The sequence below is a fragment of the Actinomadura rubrisoli genome (genome assembly GCF_004349215.1).
Classification (GTDB): domain Bacteria; phylum Actinomycetota; class Actinomycetes; order Streptosporangiales; family Streptosporangiaceae; genus Spirillospora; species Spirillospora rubrisoli.
This window is the reverse complement of record NZ_SMKU01000284.1, coordinates 1-12,326: the sequence shown is the minus strand read 5'-3', so window position 1 is coordinate 12,326 and position 12,326 is coordinate 1. Positions and strand designations below refer to the sequence as shown.

Here is a 12,326-nt window from a genome sequence, read left to right as displayed (position 1 = left end):
GGCGGCGGTGAACGAGCCGAGCGCGGGCGGGGCGACCACGAAGATCGCGAGGACGGGCAGGCACAGCAGCCAGGCCACCCTGGGGCCGCGCGAATGGTCGTGCCCGTGCCCATCGTCAACAACCTCGTGTCCTGGGGTGTTCCCCGCCCGCGAGGGGGCCTCGCGCCACTCGCGGCGCAGCCCGGCGGCCCCCAGCAGGATGAGCAGGGCCCCGGCGGGCGCCAGCAGGTAGCGGAACCCCGGCTTGACGTAGTTGACGTACTCGCCGCTGCCCAGGGTGATCCACAGGACGGCCGCGCCGATCAGGACCAGCAGCAGGTTCTGGGCGGAGCGCGTCACAGCAGGCCCCCGGCGGCGTTCGGCGCGGCGCTTCCGGCGCTCACAGCAGGATCCCTCCGACGATCGTGCTGACCGCGACCGCGAGGACGAAGGTCAGCGGGATGAACCGGACGGCGAAGCGCCGTCCGAAGAAGCCGGTCTGCAGGGCGATCAGCTTGAGGTCGACCATCGGCCCGACGACCAGGAACGCCAGCCGGGCGGTGGGCGAGAACTGGGTGAGGCTGGCCGCGACGAACGCGTCCGCCTCCGAGCAGATCGACATCAGCACGGCCAGCAGCGCGAGCACCAGCACGGGCACCCACGGGACGCCGGCGACGCCGTCCACCCAAGCGGACGGGATCACGACGTTGATCGTGGCGGCGGCGAGGCCCCCGACCACGAGGAAGCCGCCCGCGTGCATGATGTCGTGCCGCATGGCCTGCCGGAACGCGTCCCAGCGGGCGCCGCCCGCGGTGTGCGGCCGGGACGGGATCCGGATCCACTCGCCTTTGCCGAACAGTGCCCACGTCCACCCGGCCAGGACGGCCACCAGCAGGGACGCCGCGAACCGGCCGACGACCATCTCGGGGGCGCCGGGGAAGGCGACGGCGGTCGCGACCAGCACCACGGGGTTCACGGCCGGGGCGGCCAGCAGGAAGGTCAAGGCCGCGGCGGGGGCCACCCCGCGGGCCATGAGCCCGCCCGCGACCGGCACCGAGGCGCACTCGCAGCCCGGCAGGACCGCGCCGAGGGCGCCCGCGACGGGTACGGCGGCCGCCGGACGGGAGGGCAGGACGCGCCGCCAGAACGAGGCCGGGACGAACGCGGTGATCGCGGCGGACAGGGCCACCCCGAAGACCAGGAAGGGCAGGGCCTGCACGCAGATCGCGACGAAGATCGTCGTCCAGGCGTCCAGGGCGCGGGCGTCGATGACGGGGGCGGCGAAGGCGCGCCCGGCGACCAGGACGGCGGCCAGCGCGGCGAAGGCCCAGGCGGCGCGGGTGCCGGGCGCGAGGGCGCGGCCGGGGGCCCAGTCGGCGGGGGGAAGAAGATCGTCCTCGGCCGTCCGGAGGCCGGCGGGCTCGGTCATGCGGCTCATCGTCCCATACCCCGGCCCCCGCCGCGGCCATCCTGAGCCCTTATGGGAAAGGGCATGCGGGCCAGTCACCGGCAAAATGATCTACCTGGCAAAAGGTAAAGAAATCGCCCGTTTCTTGAAACTCCGGTAATGCCGTATATAGTCGTTGCAAGGCCGAGGTCATGAACCGTTGACCAGGCCTAATCGCAGAGCCGTCGCTTCCCGCCCGCCAGGCGGGATCCAACGCCGAACTGCGGCCGTCCATGCAACGGCCGCGACCGCGCAGGGCCCATGAGCCCCCGGTCGGCATCCTTCCCGCTTCATCGAAGCCCGTGACTCACGCACGCCCAAGGACGGGCGCGCGCCATCGAGCGCGGGCACGGCCCGCCATGTCCGCGGGCCCTTCGACAGGACTTTCTCAGGACTTCCTGCAGCGGGTCTTCTTCGCGACGGCGGCATCTCCCGAGCCGAGGCTCGGCCCCGTTTCCGCAGCCGGACGACCCCTGTGCTCCGGCGTGGAACGGCAGCCCTGTTCCCCGAACGAAGGAAACCCATGCAGCAGCGAGCGATCAATGTCGTCCTTACCGGCGTCACCGGCACAGCCCTCGCCGGAATGCTGGTCGCCGGCGTGGCGGCCGCGAGCGACGACTCCGCTCCCAGCAAGCAGCAGCTCCTGTCCCAGCAGGCCATGACCTCGCAGGAGGGCAAGACCCCCGCCAAGAAGCACCACGCCAAGGGCGGCGACACGTCCTCGGACGTCAAGCGCGCCAGGAAGTCCCCGGCGGCGCTGCTGTCCGGCCGGACCACCGCGTCCTACTTCTGGGACGACGGCTCCGGCGTGAACGGCGACACCGGCGCCCCCGCCGGCGGCAAGCCGATGCAGAAGGGCCTGTTCGCCAGCCCGAGCTGGCCCCTGCACACCAAGGTCCGCGTCTCCTACAACGGCCGCAGCATCACCGGCTTCGTCGGCGACCGCGGCCCGGGCAGCCCGTCCCACCGGGGCGTCATGCTGGACCTCGACACCTACACCTTCCGGTACCTGCTGGACGGCGAGAAGCCGGCGAGCAAGTACAACGTCGGTGGCGGCGAGGGCCACCTCCAGGGCGTCAAGTGGGAGGTCCTCAAGTGGGGCTCCGGCGCCGGCAAGCGCGGCGCCCCCAAGCCCCTCGGCTAAGGTACCTCCCGGCCTCCCGGGCAATTCGTGAGGGGCCTCACATCGCGATCAAGTGAGGCCCGGCGCGCAATGCCCTCGGGTTCATCCGGCAGGGCTGCCGGACGCGAGAATGGGGATGCCCCGGCGATCTTTTGATCGCCGGGGCATCCCCATTTCGCGTTTCATCGGACTTTACGCGACGCGGGCGCTGCGGACGGCGCGGGCGGCGCGGGCGCTGCGGGCGCTCAACCGGGCGATCCGGCGCACAGGAGGCGGTAGAGGGCCTCCGTGGCCGCCGCGATGGCCGGTACCGAGCAGCTCTCGTCGGTGACGTGGGCCTGCTCGGCGTCGCCCGGACCGTAGATCACCACGGCGGGCGCGCCGAGCTTGGCGGTCAGCACCGAGGCGTCCGTGAAGTACGTCGCGTACTCAGGTGCCGCGGCGGATGAGCCCGGCGCCAGGGTCTCCAGGACCTTGGGCAGCCCCGGTGCGGCGGGGTCGGTCGCGACGCCCGGCAGGTCCAACAGCCGCTCGATCTCGATCTCGCCGCCGCACAGCTCCGCGATCGCGGCGACCGCGTCCTCCGAGCCGAACCCCGGGACGGTGCGGACGTCGAGGCGCATCTCCGCGTGGTCGGGTACCAGGTTCGGCTGCACGCCGGCGTGGAAGGTGCCGACGTTCACCGTCGCGGGCCCGTGGGTCGCGCTCACGGGCCAGCCGCCGTGCCCGTGGACGCGGGTGGCCGCCGCCGCCAGCGCGGCGATGGCGTTGCGTCCGAGCTCGGGCCTGGAGCCGTGCGCGGACACCCCGCGCGCGGTCGCCTTGAGCCACAGGACGCCCTTGTGGCCGAGGATCGTCCGGTTCCCGGTCGGCTCGGCGACCACGAGCAGGTCGGACGGGGCGAGCGAGGAGTCGTCGATCATCGCGGCGCCGTCGCAGCCGGTCTCCTCGCCGAAGGTGAACGCCAACTGGACGTCCCCGAGGCCGTCCCGCGCGGCCCGCACGGCCGCCTCGACCTGGCAGGCGACCCCCGCCTTCATGTCGCTGGAGCCCCGTCCCAGCAGCCGCCCGTCGCGGATCTCGCCGCTCAGCGGGTCGAACGACCAGCCGGCGGGATCGGCGGGGACGGTGTCCAGATGCCCGGTGAACGTGATCGGCGCCCTCGGGCCGCCGGGTCCGGAGCGGGCGACGACGTTCGCCCGTCCCTTGACCGGCTCGTCCACCCGGACGTCGAAGCCCGCGCCGTCCAGCACCTCGGCGACCAGGTCGGCGGCCTTCCGCTCGCCGCCGCCCCTGGTGTCCATCCGCACCAGCCGCTGTGCCAGGCCGAGCGCCCAGCCCGTCTCGCTCATCTGCCCGCTCCCATCTCCCGATCCCATCTTCCGACCTTTCCTCGCGTCACGCTCCGGCCCGCGTGCTGTCGCGGACGACCAGGCTCGGGACGAGCGCGATGTGCGCCGACGGCCCGCGCCCCTCCCCTCCGCCACCCCCGGATCCGCCCGCGGCCGCGGCGGCGGCCAGCAGCCGGACGGCCTCGGCCGCGATCCGCTCGCGGGGCTGGTCCACGGTGGTCAGCGCGGGCTCGCTCAGCCGCGCGAACTCGATGTTGTCGTACCCGGTGACCTGGACGCGGCCGGGCACGTCGACGCCGTGCGCGCGGCAGGCCCGGGTGACGCCGAGGGCGATCAGGTCGTCGGCGCAGACGACCGCGTCGGGCGGCGTGCCGCCGGCGGCGAACAGGCGGGCGGCCGCGGTCTCGCCCCAGTCGACGCTGTAGTCGCCGAGGAGCAGATGGCCGGGGTCGACGGCGATGCCGAGTTCCTCGGCGCGGCGCCGGAACCCGGCGAAGCGCTGCTCGGTCGAGGAGTTGGTGAGCAGGGAGCCGACGAACGCCGCCGACCGGGCCCCGCCCGCGTGCAGGTGGTCCATGACCTGGCGCATCGCGGCGACGTCGTCCACCCCGACCCAGTCGGTGCTGGTGCCGCCGACGAACCGGTCGAGCTGGACGAGCGGCAGCCGGTCGGCGGTCTCCTGCACGGCGGCGCCGCTCAGCGTGCCGTGGCTCGGACTGACGATGATGCCGTCGACGCTGCGGGCGACGAGGGTGGCGAGCCGCCTGGCCTCGATCTCGGGGTCGGACCGGGCGTCGCAGAGGAACAGCTCCTTGCCCTCCCGTCCGAGGGCGTGCTCGACGCTCTCCACCAGCGAGGTGAAGAACGGGTTGGAGATGCTCGGGACGACCATGCCGACGGTGTCGGTGCGGCTGTTGCGCAGGGCGCGGGCGATGGAGTTGACCTGGTAGCCGAGATCCTCGGCGGCGCGCCTGACCTTGCGCTGGACCCCCGCCGACACCGGCCCCCGGCCCGACAGGACGCGCGAGACCGTCGCGGTGGAGACCCCCGCCCGCTCGGCGACCTGGGCGATCGTGACCCGCTGCAATCGTTTACCTCTCCGAGACGATCGAACGTCAGAGCTTGAAGATCGGTAACCGCTGCTTCGGAGTATAGACCCTTGACGTGGGGCAATTCGCTATCTACCGTTCACGAACAACTTCGCTGCAATCGATTACACAGGAGGCGACATGGTGCGGCCCACCGAGGGCGAGCGGGCGCTGGGCGTGTTCCCGCCCCGGCCGAACGCGATCGAGGCGCTGTTCGGCACCCCGAAGGTCGTCATCGGCGTCGTGCACCTGCCGCCCCTGCCGGGCAGCCCGCACTACGAGGGCGTCGCGCTGGACGAGATCTGCGCGTTCGCCGTCGAGGAGGCCCGCGCCTACCTGGACGGCGGGTGCCACGGCCTCATCGTCGAGAACCACTGGGACATCCCGTTCCTCAAGCCGGGCGAGCACGGGTACGAGACCGCCGCCGCCATGGCCGTGATCACCGACCGGGTGCGGCACGCCACCGGCGGGCGGCTCGGCGTCAGCGTCCTGTCGAACGCCGCCGAGTGCTCGATCGCCTCGGCCTGGTCGGGCGGCGCGGGCTTCGTGCGGGTCAACCAGTGGGCCAACGCCTACGTCGCCAACGAGGGGATCATCGAGGGCCAGTCGGCGCACGCCTCCCGCTACCGCAGCCGGATCGGCGCGGGCCCGGTGAAGGTCTTCGCGGACGTGCACGTCAAGCACGGCTCCCACGCCATCGTCGCCGACCGGACGCTCGCCGAGCAGACCGAGGACGCCGAGTTCTTCGGCGCCGACGTGCTGATCGCCACCGGCTCGCGGACGGGCGACGCCGCCGCCCTGGACGAGGTCGAGGGCATCGCGGCGCACACCACCCTCCCGGTCGTCATCGGGTCCGGGATCACCGCGGGCAACGTCGGGGGGCTGCTGCCCGCGTGCGACGGCGTGATCGTCGCGTCCTCGGTCAAGGACAACGGCCGCTGGTGGGGGCGGGTGGACGCGGCGAAGGTCCGGGAGCTGACCGCCGCCGCGGCGAGGGCGGGCGTGGTCCTGCCGTGATCGTCTTCTGCGGCTACGCCAACGTCGACCTGACGGTCGCCGTCCCGGAGCTGCCGGGGCCCGGCGCCCGCGTCCAGGCCACCGGGGTGCGGCGCGGCGAGGGCGGAATGGCCGCGAACGCGGCGGTGGCGGCGGCCCGGATGGGCGCGGCGGCCCGGTTCGCCGGGGTCGTCGGCCCCGGCGCGTCCAGTACCGCCTTCCTCGCGTCCCTCGCGGCGGACGGCGTCGGGACGGACTGGACGGCCCGCACCGGAACCCTCACCACGGCCGTCGTCCTGCTCACCCCCGACGGCGAGCGCTCCATCATCAGCCAGGACGACGAGGTGACGACCGGGCACATCGCCGGCGTCGTCCGGTCCGCGCGCGAGGCGGGCGCCGGATGGCTCTACCTGGACGGCTACCGCTTCCCCGAGGCGGCCGCCGTCCTCGGGGACCCCGGCGGCCCGCGCGTCGTGGTGGACCTGGACGGCTGCGACGGCCCCGGGGCGATGCGCGCCGCCCTCGCGTCCGCCGATCACGCGATCGTGGGCCGCGCGCAGGCCACCGCGTTCCTCGGCGGGGACGGCGCGCTGGCCGCCGAGGCCGCCGCCCATCGGGTAAACCTGGTGGTCACGGACGGTGCCCGGGGCTGGACGCTGTTCACGCCGGACGGCGGCCGGCACTCCGGCGCGGCGATCGCGGTCACCGCGGTGGACGCGACCGGGGCCGGGGACTGCTTCGCGGGCGCCTACTGCGCGGAGCTGGACCGGGGCGCGGCGCCGCTGGACGCGGCGCGTGTCGCGGCCGTCGCGGCGGGGCTGTCGTGCACCCGGCCCGGCGCTAGGGACGGCCTGCCCCACCGCGACGCCGTCCTCGCCTACCTCGATGCCGCCCGTCCCGGTGCGGCTCGTCCCGATGCCGCCCGCGACGGCGCGGCCCATAGCGAAACAGCCGGATCGCATCCGGGCACCGGCGCCTCCGGCGCGCCCGCCCGGTCCCACGGAGAGGAGGCATGATGCGACGTACGGTGACCGCGGCGGCCGCAGCGGTCGCGGCCGGCGCGCTGCTGGTGTCGGCGGCCGGCTGCGACGCGCAGGCGCGGCGCGAGATCGCGGCGGAGAAGAAGGCGACCGAGCAGGGCCCGCCGCCGCCGAAGACGATTGCGCAGGCGTGCAAGGTCCAGGGCCGGGCGCCGAAGATCGGGATCGTCCCGATCAACCTTCAGGCGCTGTTCTTCAACCAGATCAACACCGGCGCGAAGGCCGTGGCGGGCAAGGCCGGGGCCCACGTGCAGGTCGTCAACGGCGAGGACGACTCCACCAAGCAGGCCAACGCCATCGACACCCTGGTCGCGGGACACTACGACGCGATCATCGTGGACGCGGTCGACACCGAGGGCATCAAGCCGGCGGTCCGGCGGGCGAAGGCGGCCGGAATCCCGGTGGTCGCGGTGGACGCCACGGTGGACGACCCGGCCGTGTCCACCCAGGTCGGCACGGCCAACGCCGAGGGCGGCAAGCTGATCGCCGGCGCGCTGCTCAAGATCTCCGGGGGCACCGGTGAGATCGGCGTCGTCGGCGCGCTCAACAGCACGATCCAGAATGAGCGGCAGAAGGGCTTCACCGACGGGGTCACCGCCGGCGGCATGAAGATCAAGAACGTGGTGGACGGCCGCAACATCCAGGAGAACGCTCAGACCGCCGCCGAGAACCTGCTGACCGGCGCGCCCGACCTGCCCTACGCCTACGCCACCGGCGAGCCCGCGATGATCGGCCTGGCGGCGGCCGTCGTCAGCCAGCAGCGCACCAAGAAGCTCAAGGTCGTCGGCTGGGACCTGTCCACGCAGGCGGTGGACGGGCTGAAGGCCGGCTGGATCGCGGGCGTCGTCCAGCAGAACACCTTCGAGTTCGGCTACGCGGCGATGAACGCCGCGATCGACCTGGCCTGCAAGCGGGCCGCGCCGAGGAACGTGCCGGTCCCGACCCAGATCGTGACCCCGGCGAACGTCCGGGACTACCTGTACTACCTGGAGAAGTGATGGGCGATCAGCCGCTGGTCACGCTGAAGGGGATCACCAAGTCCTTCGGCCCTGTGAAGTCGCTGAACGGCGTCGACCTGACGCTGGCGCCCGGCGAGGTGCTCGGCCTCGTGGGCGACAACGGCGCCGGGAAGTCGACGCTGATGAAGGTGCTGGCCGGGGCGCTGCAGCACGACGGCGGGCAGATCGCCATCGACGGCCGCGACGTCCGCTTCGCCAGCCCCGCCGACGCCCGCCGCGAGCGGATCGGCATCGTCTACCAGGACCTCGCGCTCTGCGACACGCTCGACGTCGCGAGCAACCTGTTCCTCGGCCGGGAGCCGCGCAAGGGGCCGTTCATCGACCGCCGCACCATGCACCGCAAGGCCGCCGAGACGCTGTCGGAGCTGCACGTCCGCGTGAAGTCGACCCACCAGGAGATCGGGCAGCTGTCCGGCGGCCAGCGGCAGGCGGTCGCGATCGCGCGGGCGGTGTCGTTCCAGCCGCGCGTGCTGATCCTGGACGAGCCGACCGCCGCCCTCGCCGTCGCCGAGGTCCGCCAGGTGCTGCGGATGATCCGCGACGTCGCCGCCCAGGGTGTCGGCGTCATCCTGATCACCCACCGGCTGCAGGACCTGTTCGAGGTCTGCGACCGGATCACCGTCATGTACGAGGGCCGCAGCGTGGAGGACGAGCCGGTGTCCGCGCTGGACATCGAGCGGCTCGTCGCCATGATCACCCGTTCCGGCTCCGAGACCGCCGAGGAGGTGGCCTGAGATGAGCGTGCAGGCCCCGCCCGCGCCCACCGTGCTCGCCGAGAGCCCCGGCCGGTGGGAACGTGCCAACAAGGCGACGCTGGCCATGGCCGTCGTCACCGTCCTGCTGTTCGCCGGCTTCGGGCTGACCGCGGACAACTTCCTGAGCTTCGACAACATGTCCAACCTGGCCACCCAGGTGGCGATCACCCTGATCGTCGCGGTGGCCATGACCTTCGTGATCACCACCGGGCAGATCGACCTGTCGGTCGGCTCGACGGTCGCGTTCGTCGCCGTCGGCACCGCCGAGATGCTGAAGGCGGGCTGGGACTCCTCGCTGGTGATCGCGGCGGCCCTGCTCGCCGGGCTGTTCTGGGGCGCGGTGAACGGCTGGCTGGCCGCCTACCAGCGGATCCCGCCGTTCATCGTCACGCTCGCGACCATGTCGGTGATCCGGGGCCTGGCGCAGCTGTGGACGAAGGGGTTCTCCGTCCCGATCGACCGGCGGCTGTACGTCGCCGAGATCGGGGAGGCGAAGTTCCTCGGCTTCTCGGCGCTGGCCTGGATCGCGCTCGCCGCCGCCGTGATCGGCGCGGTGCTGCTGGCCAAGACCCGGTTCGGCACCTACGTCAACGGGATCGGCTCGCAGGAGGAGTCGGTGCGCCGCGCCGGGGTGGACACCGACCGGATCAAGATGATCACGCTGATGCTCGCCGGGCTGGCCGCGGGCGTGGCGGGGCTGCTCACCGCGGCGCGGCTGGGCTCGGGCTCGGCCAACTCCGGGCAGGGCTTCGAGCTGACGGTGATCGCCGCCGTCGTCCTCGGCGGGACCGACCTGTTCGGCGGCCGGGGCACGATGATCGGCACCATCATCGGCGCCGTGATCACCGGTGTGATCGCCAACGGGCTGACCCTGCTCGGGGTGAGCCCGTTCCTGACCCCGATCGTCACCGGCCTGGTCCTGCTCGGCGCGATCTGGATCAACCTGCGCGGGCGCTCCCTCGCCGACCTGGCCGCCCGCCTGGCGGGACGATCATGACCGGCGCGGGCGCCGCGGTGATGACGGTGACCGGGCCCGTGCCCAGCGCGGACCTCGGGCTCACGCTCACGCACGAGCACCTGCGCAACGACGTGCGCAAGGCGGTCGCGGTCCCGGACGACCCGGAGCTGGCGTTCCTGCGCGACGCCGAGACCACGCCCGCCCTGGCCTGGCTGCTCCGCGAGCAGCCGTACGCGTGCCTCGACCACTGCACGCTGGACGACGACGAGGCGATGCTCGCCGACCTGCGCGCGTTCGCCGCGGCGGGCGGCGGCACGGTCGTCGACGTGACCCCGGCCGGCCTCGGCCGCGACCCCGGCGCCCTGCGCTCGCTCGCCGAGCGCGGCGGCCTGCGGATCGTGATGGGCTCCGGCTGGTACCTGGAGCGCTACCACCCCGCCCACCTGTCCTCGGCGGGGGAGCGGGCGCTCGCCGCCGAGCTGGCCGCCGAGTTCACCGGCGGCGTGGACGGCACCGGTGTCCGCCCCGGCGTGATCGGCGAGATCGGGGTGTCCGCCGACTTCACCCCGGACGAGCACACCGCGCTGCGCGCCGCCGCCCGTGCCCAGCGCGAGACGGGCGTGCCGCTGTACGTCCATCTGCCCGGCTGGCAGCGCCGCGCGCACGAGGTGCTCGACATCGTCCTGGACGAGTACGGCGTGCCGCCCGGCGCCGTGGTGCTGTGCCACATGGACCCGTCCCACGACGACCCCGCCTACCAGGACGCCGTGGCCGACCGTGGCGTCTGGCTGGAGTTCGACATGATCGGGATGCCGTTCTCCTACCCCGGCGAGGGCCAGTCGCCCGCCCCGCACGAGACGGCCCGCGCGGTCGCCGGGCTCATCGGGCGCGGCCACGCCGGGCGCCTGCTGCTCAGCCACGACGTGTTCCTCAAGAGCATGCTCACCGCTTACGGCGGCAACGGCTTCCAGTACGTCCCGCGGCTGTTCGTCCGGCGGCTGGCCGGTCTCGGCGTCGCCCCCGAGGTGGCGGACGGCCTGCTGCGCGACAACCCGGCCCGGCTGTTCGACGCCGCCGCGGCCTGACCCGTCCGGGTCCCACCCGAACGAGAGAAGACGAGAGAGAGGATCGATAGTGAGCCGCGTCCTGATCGCAGGCGAGAGCTGGGTCACCCAGTCCACCCACATCAAGGGGGTGGACTCGTTCACCACCAGCTCGTACGTGACCGGCGTCGAGCCGCTGCGCCGGGCCCTGGAGGGCCGGGGCCACGAGGTGGTCCACCTGCCCGCGCACCTCGTCCCGGCGGAGTTCCCCGGGGACGCGGACGCGCTCGCCGCCTATGACGTGGTCGTGCTGTCCGACATCGGCGCGAACTCCCTCCAGCTCGCCCCCGAGGTGTTCGAGCAGGCCACGCCCGGAACCGACCGGCTCGGCGCCCTCCGCGGCTGGGTCGCCGCCGGCGGCGGGCTGCTGATGATCGGCGGATACCTGTCCTTCACCGGTTTCGAGGCCAAGGCCGCGTTCCGCAACACCGTGCTGCACGAGGTGCTGCCCGTCGAGCTGCTGCCCGAGGACGACCGCGTCGAGCTCCCGGCGGGCGCGCGGGCGGCGGTGGCCCGTGCCGATCACCCGGCGCTCGGCGGGGTGGACGGCGAATGGCCGCCGCTGCTCGGCTACAACCGCGTCCGGCCCCGCCGGAGCGCCGACGTCCTGGCCACCCTGAACGACGACCCGCTGGTCGCCGTCGCGCACTACGGCGCGGGCCGCTCGGCCGTGTTCACCTCCGACTGCTCGCCGCACTGGGCGCCCAAGCCGTTCTGCGAGGCATGGGACGGCTACGCCCGCGTGTTCGGCGGGATCGTCGAATGGCTGGCCGGATGACGCGCTCGCACCGCCTCCTCGACGCCTGCGCCGCGACCATGGGAAGGGCGCTGGACATGCGGTTCGCCAGGGAGGTCGGCCAAGGCACGATCGGTGACCAGGAGTACGCGGACTACCTGGAGATCGAGGCGTCGTTCGTCGCGACGGCGGCCCGGCTGCACGGCCTCGCGGTATGGGACGCCCCGAACTGGACGGCGATGGAGCGCAACGCCCGGGCCGTTCACGCGCTGACCACCGAACAGGCCGACTACTTCCGGGCCGCCCGCGCCGCCTGGCCCGTCCAAGCGCGCGCGGAGGCGGTCCAGCGGGCGGGGATCCTCTCGGAATTCGCCCTCGCGGCCGCCCGGGAAGGCGGGTATCCGGCGGTGATGACCGTGCTGTTCGCCGCCGAGAGCCTCTATCTCACCTGGTGCACGCGCGCGCACAAGGAGGGCGGCGTCCCGTCCGGCCCGGTCGCCGACTGGGTGGCGCTCCACGCGGACGAGGCGTTCCGCAAGGGCGTGGACGCCCTCGCCCAGGAGGTCGACGCGCTGCCCGCCGACGTCCCGGACGAGCTGCTCGTCCGCTGGTTCGGCGGGATGCTGGAGGCCGAGATCGCCTTCCACGACGCCGTGTACACCTGACGCCGTCTACGCCTGACGCCGTCTACGCCTGACGCCGCCCGCGGCGCAGGGGTGCGGGGTCGGGG

The 12,326-nt window shown here is 73.4% G+C and carries 13 protein-coding genes; 9 read left to right on the top strand and 4 right to left on the bottom strand.

Annotated features, from left to right (window positions below; all coding sequences use genetic code 11):
• Together E1298_RS35535 and E1298_RS35530 are read right to left on the bottom strand one after the other, a co-directional pair.
• On the bottom strand, positions 1-339 hold a 339-nt coding region (locus tag E1298_RS35535; RefSeq protein WP_131901221.1), incomplete at its 3' end, for a DUF1980 domain-containing protein.
• 40 nt (positions 340-379) lie between these two features.
• On the bottom strand, positions 380-1,408 hold the full coding sequence (locus E1298_RS35530) for a permease (protein WP_424923187.1): 1,029 nt from the start codon (positions 1,406-1,408) through the stop codon (positions 380-382).
• 541 nt (positions 1,409-1,949) lie between these two features.
• Between E1298_RS35530 and E1298_RS35525 the strand changes: the two genes are divergently transcribed.
• The gene (locus E1298_RS35525) at positions 1,950-2,570 is read left to right on the top strand and encodes a hypothetical protein (RefSeq protein WP_131901217.1); all 621 of its coding nucleotides are present in this window, start codon (positions 1,950-1,952) and stop codon (positions 2,568-2,570) included.
• A gap of 224 nt (positions 2,571-2,794) precedes the next feature.
• On the opposite strand, the gene E1298_RS35520 is transcribed toward E1298_RS35525, so the two are convergent.
• Complete coding sequence (locus E1298_RS35520; RefSeq protein ID WP_131901215.1) at positions 2,795-3,901, bottom strand: M20 family metallopeptidase; 1,107 nt, start codon at positions 3,899-3,901, stop codon at positions 2,795-2,797.
• Positions 3,902-3,947: 46 nt separating this feature from the next.
• A complete protein-coding gene (locus tag E1298_RS35515) occupies positions 3,948-4,988 on the bottom strand; it encodes a LacI family DNA-binding transcriptional regulator (RefSeq protein WP_131901212.1) in 1,041 nt (346 codons plus the stop codon).
• Between the two features lie 142 nt (positions 4,989-5,130).
• Here E1298_RS35515 and E1298_RS35510 point away from each other — a divergent pair, with 142 nt between their 5' ends.
• From E1298_RS35510 to E1298_RS35475, 8 genes are read left to right on the top strand one after another with little or no spacing between them, the layout of a single operon-like run.
• Complete coding sequence (locus tag E1298_RS35510; RefSeq protein WP_131901210.1) at positions 5,131-6,006, top strand: BtpA/SgcQ family protein; 876 nt, start codon at positions 5,131-5,133, stop codon at positions 6,004-6,006.
• Complete coding sequence (locus E1298_RS35505) at positions 6,003-7,001, top strand: carbohydrate kinase family protein (protein WP_131901208.1); 999 nt, start codon at positions 6,003-6,005, stop codon at positions 6,999-7,001. The genes E1298_RS35510 and E1298_RS35505 overlap by 4 nt, the downstream gene beginning before the upstream one ends.
• A complete protein-coding gene (locus tag E1298_RS35500) occupies positions 6,998-8,023 on the top strand; it encodes a substrate-binding domain-containing protein (RefSeq protein WP_131901206.1) in 1,026 nt (341 codons plus the stop codon). The genes E1298_RS35505 and E1298_RS35500 overlap by 4 nt, the downstream gene beginning before the upstream one ends.
• Complete coding sequence (locus E1298_RS35495; protein ID WP_131901204.1) at positions 8,023-8,778, top strand: ATP-binding cassette domain-containing protein; 756 nt, start codon at positions 8,023-8,025, stop codon at positions 8,776-8,778. Before E1298_RS35500 ends, E1298_RS35495 begins: the two co-directional genes overlap by 1 nt.
• A 1-nt stretch (position 8,779) precedes the next feature.
• Positions 8,780-9,796, top strand: coding sequence for an ABC transporter permease (locus E1298_RS35490; protein ID WP_131901202.1), 1,017 nt, complete (start codon positions 8,780-8,782; stop codon positions 9,794-9,796).
• Positions 9,793-10,842, top strand: a complete 1,050-nt coding sequence (locus E1298_RS35485; protein WP_131901200.1) for a phosphotriesterase family protein — start codon at positions 9,793-9,795, stop codon at positions 10,840-10,842. The genes E1298_RS35490 and E1298_RS35485 overlap by 4 nt, the downstream gene beginning before the upstream one ends.
• 49 nt (positions 10,843-10,891) lie before the next feature.
• Positions 10,892-11,638, top strand: coding sequence for a glutamine amidotransferase (locus E1298_RS35480; protein ID WP_207945033.1), 747 nt, complete (start codon positions 10,892-10,894; stop codon positions 11,636-11,638).
• Positions 11,635-12,261, top strand: coding sequence for a TenA family protein (locus E1298_RS35475; protein WP_131901196.1), 627 nt, complete (start codon positions 11,635-11,637; stop codon positions 12,259-12,261). Before E1298_RS35480 ends, E1298_RS35475 begins: the two co-directional genes overlap by 4 nt.
• The last annotated feature ends 65 nt before the right edge of the window (positions 12,262-12,326 follow it).